Origin of the sequence: Demequina muriae (assembly GCF_030418295.1) — a bacterium.
Classification (GTDB): Bacteria; Actinomycetota; Actinomycetes; order Actinomycetales; family Demequinaceae; genus Demequina; species Demequina muriae.
Genome location: NZ_JAUHQA010000001.1, coordinates 588,555 through 604,502 on the forward strand (window position 1 = coordinate 588,555; position 15,948 = coordinate 604,502).

Annotated in this window: 13 protein-coding genes and 2 tRNA genes; 6 read left to right on the plus strand and 9 right to left on the minus strand. The window is 71.0% G+C overall.

Translation table 11 applies throughout. The features are described 5' to 3' along the window. Positions 1-43: 43 nt before the first annotated feature. The 6 genes from QQX02_RS02695 to QQX02_RS02720 all read right to left on the minus strand — a co-directional run bounded on the left by QQX02_RS02695 (position 44) and on the right by QQX02_RS02720 (position 5,601). Entirely contained in the window at positions 44-2,236 is a 2,193-nt protein-coding gene (locus QQX02_RS02695) for an FtsX-like permease family protein (protein ID WP_301141058.1), read from the minus strand. Further along, complete coding sequence (locus tag QQX02_RS02700) at positions 2,233-2,919, minus strand: ABC transporter ATP-binding protein (RefSeq protein ID WP_301141059.1); 687 nt, start codon at positions 2,917-2,919, stop codon at positions 2,233-2,235. Before QQX02_RS02700 ends, QQX02_RS02695 begins: the two co-directional genes overlap by 4 nt. Further along, the gene (locus QQX02_RS02705) at positions 2,912-3,442 is read right to left on the minus strand and encodes a PadR family transcriptional regulator (RefSeq protein ID WP_301141060.1); all 531 of its coding nucleotides are present in this window, start codon (positions 3,440-3,442) and stop codon (positions 2,912-2,914) included. The genes QQX02_RS02700 and QQX02_RS02705 overlap by 8 nt, the downstream gene beginning before the upstream one ends. 136 nt (positions 3,443-3,578) lie before the next feature. Next, the gene (locus QQX02_RS02710) at positions 3,579-4,346 is read right to left on the minus strand and encodes an ABC transporter permease (protein ID WP_301141061.1); all 768 of its coding nucleotides are present in this window, start codon (positions 4,344-4,346) and stop codon (positions 3,579-3,581) included. Continuing rightward, complete coding sequence (locus QQX02_RS02715; RefSeq protein WP_301141062.1) at positions 4,343-5,248, minus strand: ABC transporter ATP-binding protein; 906 nt, start codon at positions 5,246-5,248, stop codon at positions 4,343-4,345. The genes QQX02_RS02710 and QQX02_RS02715 overlap by 4 nt, the downstream gene beginning before the upstream one ends. Beyond that, positions 5,245-5,601, minus strand: coding sequence for a GntR family transcriptional regulator (locus tag QQX02_RS02720; protein ID WP_301141063.1), 357 nt, complete (start codon positions 5,599-5,601; stop codon positions 5,245-5,247). Before QQX02_RS02720 ends, QQX02_RS02715 begins: the two co-directional genes overlap by 4 nt. A gap of 145 nt (positions 5,602-5,746) precedes the next feature. On the opposite strand from QQX02_RS02720, the gene orn reads away from it, so the two are divergent. The 3 genes from orn (at position 5,747) to QQX02_RS02735 (ending at position 7,497) form a co-directional block, all read left to right on the plus strand. Further along, positions 5,747-6,349 (plus strand): oligoribonuclease, encoded by a 603-nt coding sequence (gene orn, locus QQX02_RS02725; RefSeq protein WP_301141064.1) that lies wholly within the window; start codon positions 5,747-5,749, stop codon positions 6,347-6,349. Between the two features lie 85 nt (positions 6,350-6,434). Then, positions 6,435-6,507: transfer RNA gene (locus QQX02_RS02730), tRNA-His, on the plus strand. A gap of 135 nt (positions 6,508-6,642) precedes the next feature. Then, positions 6,643-7,497, plus strand: a complete 855-nt coding sequence (locus QQX02_RS02735; RefSeq protein WP_301141066.1) for a DUF4126 domain-containing protein — start codon at positions 6,643-6,645, stop codon at positions 7,495-7,497. A gap of 63 nt (positions 7,498-7,560) precedes the next feature. Here QQX02_RS02735 and QQX02_RS02740 read toward each other — a convergent pair whose 3' ends face one another. Next, complete coding sequence (locus QQX02_RS02740) at positions 7,561-8,313, minus strand: ABC transporter ATP-binding protein (protein WP_367304224.1); 753 nt, start codon at positions 8,311-8,313, stop codon at positions 7,561-7,563. A 122-nt stretch (positions 8,314-8,435) separates the two neighbouring features. On the opposite strand from QQX02_RS02740, the gene QQX02_RS02745 reads away from it, so the two are divergent. The 3 genes from QQX02_RS02745 to QQX02_RS02755 all read left to right on the plus strand — a co-directional run bounded on the left by QQX02_RS02745 (position 8,436) and on the right by QQX02_RS02755 (position 10,963). Continuing rightward, positions 8,436-9,101 carry an ABC transporter permease gene (locus tag QQX02_RS02745; protein WP_301141067.1) on the plus strand — a complete coding sequence of 222 codons (666 nt, stop codon included), beginning with the start codon at positions 8,436-8,438 and terminating at the stop codon, positions 9,099-9,101. Further along, positions 9,098-9,829 (plus strand): ABC transporter permease, encoded by a 732-nt coding sequence (locus tag QQX02_RS02750; protein WP_301141068.1) that lies wholly within the window; start codon positions 9,098-9,100, stop codon positions 9,827-9,829. The genes QQX02_RS02745 and QQX02_RS02750 overlap by 4 nt, the downstream gene beginning before the upstream one ends. A gap of 132 nt (positions 9,830-9,961) precedes the next feature. Further along, positions 9,962-10,963, plus strand: a complete 1,002-nt coding sequence (locus QQX02_RS02755; RefSeq protein ID WP_301141070.1) for a glycine betaine ABC transporter substrate-binding protein — start codon at positions 9,962-9,964, stop codon at positions 10,961-10,963. Between the two features lie 55 nt (positions 10,964-11,018). Here QQX02_RS02755 and QQX02_RS02760 read toward each other — a convergent pair. Beyond that, positions 11,019-11,094 (minus strand) — tRNA-Lys (locus QQX02_RS02760). Between the two features lie 86 nt (positions 11,095-11,180). Beyond that, a complete protein-coding gene (locus QQX02_RS02765) occupies positions 11,181-15,818 on the minus strand; it encodes a hypothetical protein (RefSeq protein ID WP_301141071.1) in 4,638 nt (1,545 codons plus the stop codon). Between the last annotated feature and the right edge of the window lie 130 nt (positions 15,819-15,948).

The following is a 15,948-nucleotide window of genomic DNA, read 5'->3' on the forward strand; positions in this document are numbered from 1 at the left end:
GCGCCCGGCGGTGATGGCGGCCGCCGGGCGCTCAGTGCAGGATTCATTCGAACCGCGTCGACTCGAGTTCCGTCGAGCGGCGCACCGATCCGAACGAGGCGGTGACGGACACGGCCGCGATGGCAAGCGCCGCCGCGATGGCCCACCAGTACCGCGGGTCGGGCCAGTCCACGCTCAGCCCGTTGCCGAGCGTTTCGATCATCAGCCACGCGACGCCGAAGCCGAGCCCGGCTGAGGCCAGCAGCGTGGCCGCGAGCGGCACCGTCGCCTCGATCGAGACCGTCGAGCGCAGCTGACGCACGGGCATGCCGGCCAGACGCAGCAGACCGAACGTGCGCTTGCGGTCCAGCGCGGCGGCAGCCGTCGCGACCGCGAGCGACAAGGCGGAGATGCCGATCGCGATGCCCATGCCGAGGTAGGCCATGATGGCCAGCTCATTCGTGACCTCGGCCGTGCCCGCGTTGGCGTAGTCCGCCCGGGTGAGCGGAGCGAGATCCGGGTTCGCCGCTCCGAACAGGGCCGTGCGGGTGCGTTCGATCGAGGCCGTCTCGCCGTCCGTGACCGCGATCACATACGAGACGTCGCCCCGTACGGCAGTCGAGGCTTCTCGAGGCGGGTCGATGGAGATACCGCTCCCCTCACCGTTGTCCGCGAGCATGCCGAACACATCGATGATCGCTCCGTCCGAGGAAGGCAGGTCGGTGGCGCCGATGGCTCGCGCGTCGTCGCCGGACATCAGCGCACCGCCCGCGTCAGGGTCCTCGGGCCAATACCCGATGGCCACGTACTCGACCCCCTCGATGTCACCCACGACTGCCCGTGCTGCCTCCGCGTCGACGCCGGGGCCAGCGGAGGCCGCCACGGCATGCGGGTCGAGCAGTCCGGGCCGGTCCTTCGGCTCGATCAGGCCCTGGATGGCACTGGCAGATCCGGCGAATACGCTCACGATGAACACGGCGACCACGAGCCCTGCGACGGACCGGAAGGTCGAGCGCGGGTGCCGTTCGAGCCTGCCGGCCGCGACGACCGCCGAGGCTCGAGAGGCGAACCGGCGCAGCGCCGCACTCGCGACCCGGGTCAGCCACGGGCCTGCGATGACGATGCCGAAGGCGATCAGCGCGAAGCCGAGGATGAACCCGTAGGACGCAAGATCCACCGGCCCCGTGCCGCTGCTCGCCATCCATGCGGCACCCACCATGAGCACGATGCCGAGGCCGAGGGTCAGCGCGCGCCACGCCGTGACTTGCTTCTCCGCACGCTCGCGCGTCGCGCCTGGCGCGCCCACGTCATCGCTGAACGCGCGCCACCATGCGGTCGCGGCACCCAGAGCGGTCACGCCCACGACCATCGCTGCGGTCCAGGCGAGCGACGGGGAGAGATCGGCGGCGTAGGTGGTGGCGCCATTGAGCGTGAGACGAGTGGCGAGAGGCGTCAGTGCTGCCGCGACGCCGATGCCGAGCACTGCTCCCACGGCGGACGCAGCCGCCATCTCCCACGCGGACAGCCACGCAACCGCGCGGCGCCCCGCGCCGATGAGCCGCACGGTCGCGAACCTGTCACGCCGCTCCGCGGCTCCGAGCTGCCCCACGATCGAGATCAGCAGGACGATCGGGACCAGGATCGCGATTGCGCCGATCGCCAGGATCACCTGAAAGGTGGTCGATGCGCTGTACCGGGTCTCCGAGGGAAAGCCCTCGAACATCACGGCGCCAGCCCGGTTCGCGACGGCCTCCCACCCCGCGCCCACGAGGATCGCTCGCTGGCTCGGGCCTTTGAGCATCTCTGCGGGCAGCTCTCCCAGCCGCTCGCCGTAGCGCTGCCCCAGCTGATCGGCAGGCGCCGCGTCGATGACGTCGATCATGGCGGGCGACGCGTAGTACTCGCCAGGCGCGGGCGGTGCCAGGTCGGTCGGAAGCGCGACATCGGTGTCAGCGGACGTCGCCATCCGCGTCACGGACATGGTCAAGCCGTCGAAGTAGTCCTGGGACGACTGCGCGAGGATGGCCGTGGAGGTCGCCGTAGGAACGATGACCTCGCCCTCCTCGGTGTACTCGAGCCATTCGCCCTTCGGATCGACCCACGCAGCGCGAGCGTCGCGGTCGGGCATGTGCAGGAACGCGCCCAGCAGGATCAGCAGCATCCCGACGCCGAGTGCGACGCCCGCCACGATCCCGGCGAGCCTGCGGTAGGCCGCGCCGCCGTGGAGGACCAGGACGCGGGCGGCACCGGGCTTCACGCGGGCACCGACGCATACGCGCCCGACAGCAGGCCGTCGCGCACGATGACCTCCCGGTCCGCGTACGCGGCGGTGCGGGCATCGTGGGTGATGAGCACCACGGTGGTGCCGGATTCGCGCACCACCTCGAGCATCGCGCCGAGCACGCTCTCCGAGCTGACCGAGTCGAGCGACCCGGTGGGCTCGTCCGCGAACAGGACGGCAGGACGGGTCACGAGGGCGCGAGCGATGGCCACTCGCTGCGCCTGCCCGCCCGACATCGATCCGGGAGACTTGTCGGCCTGATCGCCCAGCCCTAAGCGGTCGAGCCAGGCGATCGCCTGCGTGTTGGCGGCGCGACGGGAGCGCCCCGCCATCAGCAGCGGCAGCGCGACGTTGTCCGTGGCGGTGAGGTCCGGCAGCAGCTGGCCGAACTGGAACACGAAGCCGATGCGCTGCAGACGCACCTTCGCGCGCTGGTCCGGGCTCAGGGCCGTGAGGTCCGTGCCGTCCAGCACCACGCTGCCCGAATCAGGCGAGATCACGCCTGCGAGGCAGTGCACCAGCGTGGACTTGCCGGACCCGGACGGCCCCATGACGGCGAGCACTTCGCCGCGCTCGACGGTGAGGTCGATCCCTCGCAGGGCCTGGGTGGGCCCAAAGGACTTGGTGAGTCCCGTGGCCGTGATGATGGGGTCAGCCATGGCGGCGGACCTCCTTTCGCATGTCGGTCAGGCGGGCGCTGGTCAGGTCGATCCAGCGCAGGTCGGCCTCGATCTGGAAGAGGGCGTGGTCGATGGCGAGGCGGTCGAGCAGCGGCGCGCCGGACTTGGCCGTGGTGAGCTCGCGCATGCGTGCCAGATGGGCGTGGCGCTGGATGTCGAGCAGCGCATCGGCATCGTCGTCGAGGACGAGCGCCAGGATCGTCTTGGCGAACAGATTCGATTGGAGCGTGGGCGACGGGGTGTCGGGCTCGCGCAGCCACTCGGCGAGCCGGGATCGGCCCGCTTCGGTCACGGCGTAGCGCTTGCGATCGGGGCCCGAGCCCGGCTCCTGACCGATCTGCTCGATCAGTCCGTCCCGGATCATCCGCGACAGCGTCGCGTAGATCTGGCCGAACGCGATGGCACGTGACGACCCGAAGATCGAGTCGTAGCGGGTCTTGAGGTCGTAGCCGTGCGTAGGCCCCGTGCTCATGAGTCCCAGCAGAGCGAGTGATCTGTCCATAGATCCACTATACCTTGGGTGTATACCCTGAGTGTCTATAGGGGATCACCCTGATTTGTTCCTCGGGGTCGCACAGCGAAACGGCCGATGCGCACCCGGGCGGGTGCGCATCGGCCGTCGTTGAAGCGCGTGAGGCCTAGCCGCGCGGCGTCGACCGGCGCAGGAACAGGTGACCGACCACACCGCACAGCACGGTGACGGGCAGCGTCCAGGCGGCGATCGCGACGAGCGATGTCTCGGTCAGGAACTCCCCCACCGTGGCCCACGAGTCCGTGGTCGTGATGAGCCACGCGGCCCCGACGATGAGCACCGCGAGGCCGATGAAGAAGGCGTAGAGACCGTAGGGGCCCCAGCGCACCCATACCGTGGCCACCGCGGCTCCCAGGAAGAAGAACAGCAGCATCGCCATCAGGTACAAGAACCACACGGTCGTGAGCGGCTGGCCAGCCAAGCCCCACGGCGCGAAGAACGCCGCTCCCAGGCCCCACCCGTCGGTGGCCCGCTCCACCGCGGCGATCACGGTGATCCCCGCGGAGTACAGCAGCGCCAGCAGCACGAAGTACAGGACCGAGCCCAGGTAGTAGTCACGCCTCGTCACCGAGAACCCGAGGGCGAACTTGAAGGTGAGGTTCATCGCCTGGACGGCGACCACCATCATGAACACGACGATCCACGAGATGCCGCCGTTGTACGCGAACGCGTCCGGCTCGAGGTTCTCGACCCCGCCTGCCGCGTTGGCGACCATCAGCCAGATGGCGAGATTGAGACCGAAGATGGCGAAGGTGATGAGCCACGGCACCACCAGCGTGGGGACGGGGTTCGCCACGTGCAGCCTGACGACGTCCCAGATGCGTGCCAGCGCGCCCGCGCCCGCCGGAGCGGGGGTCAGTGTGGTGGAGGTCATGCGCTCTTCTCCTTGTTCTTCGTCGCGTCGTCGTGCTCCACGCCGCCGGTGCGGCTGACGACGAGCCCCTGCAGTGACACCGGGCTCGCCTCGAGACCGGCCGATGCGGCGGCGCGGCGCTCCTCCGCGCTCAGCCCTGCGACGGTGATCGACGCGATCCCGCCGAGCGTGGTGCGGTCCAGCACCTCGCGACCGACGGCGTACGCCTCGACGTCAGCAGCGCGCCCCACCAGGGTGGTGGCGGTCGCCCGCAGCTCGTCGGCATCCGCATCGATGACGATCCTGCCGTCGTCGATCACCAGCACTCGCTGGAGCAGGTTGGCCGCCTCGTCGATGAGGTGCGTGGAGAGCACCACCGTGCGCGGGTGGGCCGTGTAGTCCTCGAGCAGCAGGTCATAGAAGCGCTGGCGAGCCACCGCGTCGAGCCCCGCGTACGGCTCGTCGAGAAAGGTGAGCTCTGCGCGGGACGCGAGCCCGACGATCACGCCGATCGCGCTGCGCTGACCGCGGGACATCTTCTTCATGGGGCGATCGAGCGGCGCGTTGAACGCGCGCACCAGACGCTCGGCGAATGCGGCGTCCCAGCGATCGAAGAACCACGGGGCGGACCGCAGCACGTGCTTGCCCTTGAACCCGTCCGGGTAGACCTGAGACTCCTTGATGAAGCAGACCCGCCGGAGGGCGTGGGCGTTCTCCACGGGAGACTCCCCGAAGATACGAGCCTCCCCCTCGGTCGCGAACTCCTGCCCGGTGAGCAGCTGCATCATGGTCGTCTTGCCGGCGCCGTTGCGCCCGAGCAGTCCGTGGATGCCGCCCTCGTCGAGCGAGAACGTCGCGTCCTCGACCGCATGGACCCGCCCGAACCTCTTGGTGAGGCCCGTGGCCTCGACGATGGCTGTCATCGCTCCATCTCCTTCCTGATCATGTCCTGTACGTCCTTCACCGTCATGCCGAGGCCCCGTGCACGTTCCGCCAATGGCCGCACGTGGAGCTCGGCGAACTCTGCCCGCCGGTCCGCCAGCAGTCGTGACCGCGCGCCTTCCGCCACGAACATGCCGATTCCCCGGCGCTTGTAGAGGATCCCGGCATCGACCAGCAGGTTCACCCCTTTGAGGGCCGTCGCCGGGTTGATGCGGTGAAAGTGCGCGAGCTCGTTGATCGACGGCACCTGCGCCTCCTCCGGCATCGAGCCGTCGAGGATCTGGCCCTCGAGGCTCTCTGCGATCTGCAGGAAGATCGGCCGTCCGTCGTCCACCGTTCACGCCCTTCGCATCACGTCGCGTCTACTGGTTAGTTACTTCACCAACTAACCAACCATGTAAGCCGCTGTCTGTCAACCCCTCGCCCCCGCATCGGCCGTCATGCCTGGTTCCTTGGGCTCGCGCCGTAGAGTGGTCGCCATGGCTGACTCTCCCCTCGTCTGGATCGACTGCGAGATGACCGGACTCGACACGACGGCCGACGCGCTCGTCGAGGTCGCCTGCCTGGTCACCGACGCAGAGCTCAACGTGCTCGGCGACGGCGTGCAGGTGGTGATCAAGCCCTCCGACGAGTCGCTCGCGCAGATGAACGACTTCGTGAGGAACATGCACGTCGAGTCCGGGCTGCTCCCCGAGTTGGCGGGCGGCACCACCATGGCGGAGGCGCAGCGCATGGTGCTCGAGTACGTGCGCGCCCACGTGCCCGCCGAGGGCAAGGCGCCGCTCGCCGGCAACACGGTCGGCATGGACCGCCAGTTCCTGGAGCGCGACATGCCCGAGCTCATGGCCCACCTCCACTACCGGGTGGTGGACGTCAGCTCCCTCAAGGAGCTGGTGCGCCGCTGGTACCCGCGCGTGTTCTTCAACTCTCCGCCCAAGACGGGCGGCCACCGGGCGCTCGGCGACATCCAGGACTCGATCCGCGAGCTGCGGTACTACCGCGAGACCGTGCTGGTCCCGATGCCCGGCCCCGACTCCGACGCCGCCAAGGCCGCCGCAGCGCGGGTGGCGCCCCAGGAGTAGGCCCCGCGTCGACTGAGGGCGCTGCGTCGACTGAAGGCGTTGCGGCAAGGTATGATCTTCGCTGGCTCGCTTTGGCGGGCCGATGGTGGCTATAGCTCAGGTGGTAGAGCACCTCGTTGTGGTCGAGGGGGTCGCGGGTTCAAGTCCCGTTAGCCACCCGTCAGCCAGAAGGGCCGTCCCGCGAGGGGCGGCCCTTCTGCATTCTCTGCGCGGGCCCGCCCCACCCATCGCGACGGGCTATCGTTGAGCGATCACCTACCCGCGTCGGATCGGCGCGCGGATCGGAGGAATGGATGCTCGCAGCACTCACCGGCGCAGGCCTGTCTGCGGCCGCTGGTCTCAACGCATTCATCCCGCTCGTGCTGGTGGGCGTGTTCGCCCGCTTCACCGAGTTCATCCAGCTCCCCGCACACCTCGAGTGGCTCCAGTCGTGGCCGGCCATCATCATCTCGCTGGCGCTGCTGGTCGCAGAGCTGATCCTCGACAAGATCCCTGGCGTCGACCACGTCAACGACCTCATCCAGACCGCGGTCCGCCCCGTGGTGGGCGGCGTGATCTTCGCCGCCACCGCCGCGTCGACCGTGGTCGACCAGTCGAACTTCTGGCAGGACAACCCGCTGATCGCAGGGTTGGTCGGTGCGGTCGTCGCGCTCGCCACCCACGTTGCGAAGGCGGCCTCCCGCCCCGCCGTGAACGCCACCACCGGCGGCACCGGCGCGCCTCTCGCGTCGTTCGCCGAGGACGCGATCGCGGTAGGACTGGTGCTGGTCGCGATCTTCGTGCCCGTGCTGGTGGTCTTCGTCTTCCTCTTCATGGGCATCGCCGTCTACCGCATCGTCACGACCGGCAGGCGACGGCGCCGCCATCGAGAGATGCGTCAGGCTGAGGAGCGCATGGAACGCGAGTCGCACGAGGCCGAAGGCGGCATGGTCGCCTGGTGGCGCTCCAAGTGGCGCGAGCCTCGACGGCTGTCGCGTTCGGCCCGCCACGCGTGGATCGAGGGCAAGGACGGCGGCACCCCGACACCGCAGACGCCACCGTCGTCGCAGAGCCCGCCGACAACACAAAGCCCGCAGACGACACAGAGCGCCCAGACCACGCAGAGCCCTCAGCCGACACAGAGCCCGCGCACACCCCAGTCCCCGTAGTCCTGGCGCCGCAGGCGGGGCGCGCGCGACCTCTCCCTCGCATCGGGCCGATGCGGGCGCAAGCTAGTCCGCGATGGCGCCGAAGTCCGCCAGGAAGTCCTCGACGAAGTCGTTGGCGGGGCTCTTCGTGACCTCGTCGGGCGTGCCGATCTGCTCGATCGCGCCGCCTTCGGAGAACACCGCGATGCGGTCCGCGAGGATCACGGCCTCGCGAATGTCGTGCGTCACCATCATGACAGTGAGGCCCAACTGGCGCTGCAGGTCGCGGAACTCCTGCTGAAGGCTGCGGCGACGCTGGGGGTCGACCGCCCCGAAGGGCTCGTCCATCAACAGCACCGGCGGCTCGACCGCGAGCGCGCGCGCCACGCCCACCCGCTGCCGCTCTCCACCGGACAGCTCGTGGGGATACCGGGCGCCATACGTCGAGTGCGGGAGGCCCACCAGGTCCAACAGCTCCTCGACCCGACGGTGCTTGCGCTCCTTGTCCCAGCGCAGCAGGCTCGGCACCGTGGCCACGTTCTGCGCGACCGTCCTGTGGGGGAACAGACCCACGTGCTGGATCATGTAGCCGATCGACCGCCGCAGCTGCACGGCGTCCTGACTCATGATGTCCGCACCGTCGACCGTGATCGTGCCCGACGTGGGCTCGACCAGCCGGTTGACCATTCGGAGGGTGGTCGACTTGCCGCAGCCCGACGGCCCGACCAGGCACATGATCTCTCCGGGCGCGACGTCGAGGCTCAGGTCCTCGACCGCGACCGTGCCGTCGGGATACTCCTTGCGGACGTGATCGAAGGTGATGCCGGCGTGATCCATCCCGTCACGCTACCGTGCGGAGCCATCACCAGCGGGGCACGCACCACGAGGCCGCACCCCCTGCGCTGGATTCAGAGGTGCGGTGCTCGCCACCACCGTGTGCGCCCTGTAGCGTCAGTGGAATGGACGCGCCCGACAATCCGTGGCTCTCCCTGGATTACCTCGAGCGCAACTGGGACGAGGTGTCGGAGCAGCTCGTCATCCACACCACGCTGACGCTCCAGGCCCTCGCCATCGCGTTCGCGATCGCGTTCCCGCTCGCGGTGATCGCCCGCCGCGCGCCACGCCTGTCCTCCCCCATCATGGGCGTGAGCGGGGTGCTCTACACGATCCCCTCGTTCGCGCTGTTCGGTCTGCTCGCGCCCTTCACCGGCATCGGTCGCACCACGGTGCTGATCGGTCTGGTGGCGTACGCGCTGCTCGTGCTGGTGCGCAACATCGTGGTGGGGCTGCAGGGGGTGGACCGGGACGTCACCGACGCGGCTCGCGGCATGGGATACACCCCGATGCGGCTGCTCCTGCAGGTGGAGCTCCCGAACGCGCTGCCGTCGATCATCGCGGGACTGCGCATCGCCGCCGTCAGCACCGTCGCGCTCGTGACCGTCGGCGTGGTCGTGGGCTACGGCGGGCTGGGCCAGCTGATGTTCCGCGGGCTCCAGTCCGACTACCGCGCGCAGATCATGACGGCGACCCTCCTGTGCCTCGCGCTCGCGCTGGTGCTCGACCTGCTGCTCGCACTCGCCGGACGGCTGGCGATGCCCTGGGCACGACGGAGGACCGCCGCATGAGCACTCTCAGCGAGGCATGGGCCTACCTCACCACCGCCGAGAACTGGACCGGCGCCAATGGCATCACCACGCCGACGTTCGACGGCGGCTGGAGATTCGCGCAGGACTCGATCATCGCGCTCACCCTCGAACATCTGTGGATGAGCTTCGCGGCCGTCGCCCTGGCCGTCGTGGTCGCTCTTCCCCTGGGCGTGTTCCTCGGTCACGTCCGCAAGGGCGGCGCCGTCACCGTCGTGACGTCCAACGTCAGCCGTGCCGTCCCCACGCTCGCGCTGCTCACGCTCTTCGCCGCGTCGGCCATCGGCTTCGGCAACAACGCCGTCATCCTCGCGGCCGCCATCTTCGCCTTCCCCCCGATCCTGTCGAACGCGTTCACCGGCATGGCGGACGTGGATCCCGACATCCGCGAGGCGGCGCTCGGCCAGGGCATGACCCGGTTCCAGGTGGCGACCCGCGTCGAGCTCCCGCTCGCGGTGCCGCTGATCGCCGCCGGGCTGCGGACCGCGGCCGTGCAGACCGTCGCGACGGTCCCGCTCGCGGCCCTCGTCGCCGGTGGCGGCATGGGCGTGATCATCAACACCGGTCTCGCCACGCAGCGCTACGGCCAGGTGCTCGCCGGGGCCGTGCTGGTCGCTGCGGTCGCGCTCGTGACCGATGGGGTCATGGCTCGGATCCAGCACGCTGCCACCGCCAAGCCACTGCGCGAAGCCGCCGCCGCGACCGCCTGACCCGCGCATCGGCCGCACCGACCCTGGCACCAACGACCGACTGCGCTTAGCCTGGTAGAGACGTGGAGCCGGGAACAACCCGGGCGTCGCGTTGGTTGCTGACCCTGATTGACACCTAAACGAGGAGCTCTCATGCGCACCCGCAACGCCACCTTGGCGGCCCTGGCCGTCGCGTCCCTGACTCTCGCCGGTTGTAGTTCTGGCGGCAGTGACGACCCCACCCCTGACGACTCGACAGCCCCCACCACGGGTGCCTCCGAGCCGGCCACCGCCCAGGAATGCCTCCCGGTTCCCGGGGAGCAGCTCGTGGTGCTCGAGGACGACATGATGCTGCAGAACTCTGACAACATCATTCCCGCGCTCAACGCCGACGTCGCGACCGACGATGTGCTGGCGGCGCTGGATGCCGTGTCCGCCGCACTCGACACCGAGGGCCTCATCGAGCTCAACAAGGCCGTCGACATCGACCGCCAGACCTCCGAAGAGGTCGCCGAGGCATGGGTCGACGAGGCCGGGATCTCCGTCGAGGAGACCGGAGACGGCTCGAGCATCACCGTGGGCGCCGCGAACTTCACGGAGAACATCACGCTCGCCGAGATCTACGCCGAGGTCCTCGACGACGCCGGCTACGAGACCGAGGTGCGCGAGATCGGCAACCGCGAGACGTACCTGCCCGCCCTCACCGGCGGCGAGATCGACATCGTCCCCGAGTACGCCGCCACCTTCGCGGAGTTCCTCGACGGCGACATCGACAACGTGGTCGCCTCCGGCGACATCGCGGAGACGGTTGCGGCTCTCGAGCCCCTCGCCGAGGAGCAGGGCCTGGTCGTCGGCGCAGCGGCCGATGCGCAGGATCAGAACGCGTTCGCCGTCACCCAGGGCTTCATCGACGCCTACGGCGTCACCACGCTCTCGGAGCTCGCCGAATCGTGCGGCCCGATCGTGCTCGGTGGACCGCCCGAGTGCCCCGAGCGCCCGTTCTGCCAGCCGGGCCTCGAGAGCACGTACGGCCTCGAGGTGGCGGAGTTCCGCGCCCTCGACGCGGGCGGCCCGCTGAGCAAGACCGCGATCACCTCCGGCGAGGTGGCCGTGGGCCTGGTGTTCTCGTCGGACGGCGCCCTCGCGGCCGGCTGACGCACCGCTGAACGACAGAAGGCCCGGTCCCTCAGGGGACCGGGCCTTCTGTGTGTGGTACACCCCCCGGGACTCGAACCCGGAACCCACTGATTAAGAGTCAGTTGCTCTGCCAATTGAGCTAGAGGTGCTCGCGATCGCGTGCTCCATGCCGCGCGGTGCGAAAGACAACATTAGCAGGACCGGCCGGACGATGCGAAATCGCGCAGCCTCGACGTCAGCGCAGTTCCTTGATCCGCTCGAACCACGACGAGATCGCGAGCAGCAGGGTCCCCACCACCGCGAACGCGACGAGCCGCACCAGCAGGTTCGCCCCGACGACGATCTGCAGCACGGACACCACCACGGCGGTCACGGCGGTGCCCAGGATCGGGGCGAACCAGCGCAGCCTCACGCCCACGAGCGCCATGACGATCGTGGCGACCACCAGCCCCACGGTGCGTGCCAGCGCGTCAGGCTGGAGCGCGAGGGCGGCGTAGCTGGGGATCAGCGCGATGGCGAGCCCAGGCGCCAAGGCCGTCAGCGACCGCAGCTGCGGGCGTTCGCGCAGCCACTGGGCGCCGATCAGCAGCAGCGACGCCGCCGGCACTGCGGTGTACGCCTCGATCACCTGCACGTCGGCGCCCAAGAGAATCAGGGCGGTGCCGAGCGAGGCGGCGGCCGCGCACATCCACGTCGCCCACCCGACTCCGACGGACCGCAGCCGCCACCAGCCCACGGCGGCCAGCAGCAGCGCGACGCCCGCCATCTCGACGGAGTCCGCGACCAGCGGGATGGCGACTGTGATCGCGACGGCGGTGACGGTCACGGTGTCCCGCAGCCGCGAGGCTCTGCCTTCCACGAGCAGCAGCAGCACGGCCATCGCCAGTCCCATCGCGACGGGAGCGTCGATCGTCTCCATGCCCAGCGCACGCGCACCGGACGCGCCCGCCACGGCGGCGGTGAACGGAGAGACGGCGGCGCCCCAAGTGCGCGCGGCCGTGCGCCAGCCACGGGCAATCGCGACGGCCACGATGGTGGCGCCCGCGGCGGTCCCCGCGAGTGCGACGTCGGATCCCACGGCCCACAGCAGGCCGATGCCCGATGCGGTGACGGCGACGGCCGCTCCCGCACCCAGGCGCCGTCCCCACCACAGCAGCGCAGGTCCCGCGGCGCCGAGCACCGTTGCGGCCCACAGGGGTGGGAGGGCGGCGGTGCCGACCACCACGAGCGCGAGCGGCATCCAGCCGCGGAACCACGCGAGCTCGCGCCACGCGAGAGCGGTGACGCACGCCGTCGCGAACGCACCCACGTGCCACCACGACAGTGCGGCGTCGAAGGTCTCGCCGGTGAGGTGCTCCACCACGGCGGCCCCCGACAGCACGACCGCCGCAATTGCCGCGATCCCCACCGCCACGCCGGCAGGGCTCGCCCCGACCCAGAGGGCGGTTCGGACCGTCGCTTTCAGCCGTCGGCCCGCCCACGCCGTCGCCGCGACCAGGACCCCCGCGACGCACGCCATTGCGAACGCCGATGCGCCGAGCGCGGGTCCCGCAGCGAACGGCGCCAGCGTCACGAGCGCCACCGCGGGCGGAATCACCTCGAGGGGCCACCGCCTCCACCCCATGCTCAGCGCCGCCGCCACGCCGATGACGACGAGGAGTCCGCTCACCCACGGAGCGCGCTCGACCCCGATCTGAATCTCAAGGGCAAAGGTGGACAGGACGGCCCACGCGATGGACCCGCGCCGGGCCGTGGCAGCCACCAGGGCATCGCCCTCCCGCAGCGACCACGCGACGGCGGCAGCGCCGAGCACAGTGGCGACCACGGGCGTCAGCGCCAGCCGCGTCCCCTCGCCGAGCTCCAGGGCGTCCACGACGACGGAGGTCGCCACGACGACGGCGGCCACCGTCGCGACCGCGCCCACGACCGCAGCGACACGAGTCTCAACCGAGCCCCGCAGGCACCTTCTCGCGCGGTCCGCCCCCACGATCAGGCCTGCCGTCAGCGCAAGGGCCCACCACGGCGCACTCAGGTCCAAGTCGGTGCGGCCACCCGCGAGGGACGACGCCGCCGCCACCGCGCCCACGACGGCCGTGCCCACGAGTGCGGTCACGAGCGCTGGACTCGCGCCCACGACCGCGGGGAGCCGCCACCGGTCCGGCGCCCTCGTGAATGCCGTCAGCACGAGTGCGGCGCCCCACGCCAGCAGCGCCGCGGCTGCGGTGATGCCCTGGTCCTCGCGCAGCGCGAGGGTGGGGCCGACCGCGGTGGCGAGTGCGACGGCCGGCGCCACGGCCGCGCGAGGCCACCAGCGTGCGGCCACCGCCAGCAGAGCGACCGCCCCAAGACTCAGCACGAGCCCAGGGACCAGCGGCTCGCTGTCATCCGCCAGGCGTCCGAGAGCGGCGATCCCTCCGAGGGTCACCAGCGCGACAGCGCTGACGCGGGTGAGCCGCCGGGCGAGTCGGTCACGCCACAGGGGCAGCGCCGCGGCGACGCCCACTCCGCTCGCCACGACCACGCCGACGGTGGACCAGGGCTCGTCGAGGCGCGTCTGGTCTGCCAGCGCCGCGAGGGCGCCGGGCGCGGCCACGACGGTCAGCACGGTGCCGAACGGCTCAGCCCGCGCCGCATTGGCTCGCTCCGGTCCGGCGCGCACGGCGGCCAGCGCAAGGGCGGCCGCGAGCGCGGACGCCGCGACCCATCCGTCGGGCGTCGCACTGGGCGAATCCACCCACTCGAGCGTCGCGAGGCCGCTCCACACTCCACTGATCGCGCCCCACGCGACGGCTGGCACGAGCCCGGCCAGCGCGGGCCGCTGCTGGAGCGCCGGGAGTCGTCGCACGAGCCACGCCGCACCGGCCGCGGCCGTGACGGCGATGGCCAGTGCCCCCGTGACGGACGCGCCGAGCGCCACACCCAGGGCGGCGATCACCGCGGTCACGAACAGCGTCGCGAGTCCCGTCCCCTGCCACGGCTGCCGGCGGCCGTGCGCGGCGAGCACCGCCACGGGGACCAGCGCGGCCGCGAGCGACAGCGCCACCGGCAGCTCGACCATCTGGAGACCCCACACCCCGTGGCCCGCCGCCACGACCAGCAGCACGATGCCGGCCCACGACGAGATTGCTCGCGCCGCAGGCACCTCCCACAGCCGTCGGGCCACGATGAGCGCGGCGCCGGCGATCGACAGCGCCACCGAGACGGCCGCGTGGATGCTGCGGTCAGGCGTGAGCTCGGCGACGCCGGCGGCGATGACTCCTGCGCCGGTCGCCACCAGCACGGCCCCCACGATCGACGCGGCCCTGACGCTCCCCGCCAGCACACCGCTGGTCTCGAGCCGCCACAGGCGCAGCATCGCAAGCGACAGTCCGGCGACGAGAGCCGCCGCACCCGCCCACAGGTCGATGGGCGCGAACCCATCGCCCTGAACGGTGCGCGCCAGCACCACGGTGAGCGCATACCCGACGGTCGCGAGCGCCACCACGGCATAGCCGGGGACGAGACCGACGAACAGCGCCACCCGCGCAACAGTGCCCAGCCGCAGCCCGGCGATCACTGCGACCGCGCACACGACGGAGAGCACCGCGACCTGCTGCCATGGCGCTGCGCCCCACGTGAACGCGAGCGCAGGGGCGACCAGAGAGGCGACCACGGCGGTGGCGACGACCGCCGCGCGCGGCCACCAGCGGGCCAAGGCCACGAGCGCGACGAGCGGGACCAGGCCCGCCACCGCATCGGCCGTCGTGGCGTCGCTCGCCCACGTCCAGAGCGGGACCGAGGCGCCGAGCGCGCACGCCCAGCCGATCGCCGACCACCGGATGATCGACCGCGCCACGCTCCACGCCCACCACTGAGGCGTGAGCGCGAGCGCGACGGCCACCGCCGTGCCGGTCAAGGCCCACGCCCACATGCTGGAGACGATGCTGCCCGCACCCGCATCGGCCGCCTGCGCGGAGGCGGCGATGGTGAGTCCGACGCCAGCCGCCACGAGCGCGAGCGCCGCGGCGGATCCCACCCACCTCAGCTGCCACCGTGACAGCACGACGCCAGCCCCGCTCGCCAAGAGCAGCGACAGCGGGAGGTCGAACGCGCCCGACGCCGCGGTGCCGCGCAGGAAGGAGATCCCCGCCGCGCCTGCGAACCCCATGGACACGATGCCGACGGCCCCGCTGGTGATCGGCAGGTGCATGCGACGCAACCACACAGCGAGCGCCGCGACCGCGACGGACACGCCGAGCACCGCGAGGCCCCGGGCGAGCGGAGTGAAGGTGGTCCACGCGATCGCGACGAACACGATGGCCGCGGCGATCATGAGCGAGGCGCCGGCGATGCCGAGCAGCACCGGTGCCGTCAGGACCGCAGCGGCGCGGCTCGCGCGCCGATGCGGCGCGGCCTGCGGCTGCTGCGTGCGCGGCAGTTCAGAAGGTGGCGTCGCCTGGGCGACCGATGCGGGGGCGGGGCCAGTGCGCACGGTCGGGTCGGTCTCGCGATGGACGAACCCGGGTGCGTACTCTCGGGCGGCCGCAGGCGCCGGCTCGGCCGATGCGGCAGTGGGCTCGGGCGCAGCCGTGGGGGCGGTGAACGCGGAGGTCGGGATGGGACTGACAACGGGCGGGCGCGGAGCGGGTGGTGGACGTTGCGCGACAAGCTGATCCGCGAGCGCCTCGCGGCGCTCGCCCCACTGGGTCCACGTCGAGGCGAGGGCGTCGTACGACCGCTGACATTGGCGCAGTGCCTCGTCGGCCGCGAGCAGGTCGTCGAACGTTGCCGATCGCAGCGGGACGGCGCACTGCGGGCACCACTCCTGTCGCGTGCGATCGACCGGCGTGCCGCACAGTGGGCAGCGCACCGACTCGTGCCCCTCGCGACCCATGGCCAACCCCCCTGTTGTACCGCGAGGTTAGCCAGCGAGCGGCGTCACCACAACGGCCATGGGGATATCTCACCACAGCCACGCGGCCGAGGCGGGAATCCCCCACGCCTGCATCGGCGTTAGGTTGGCA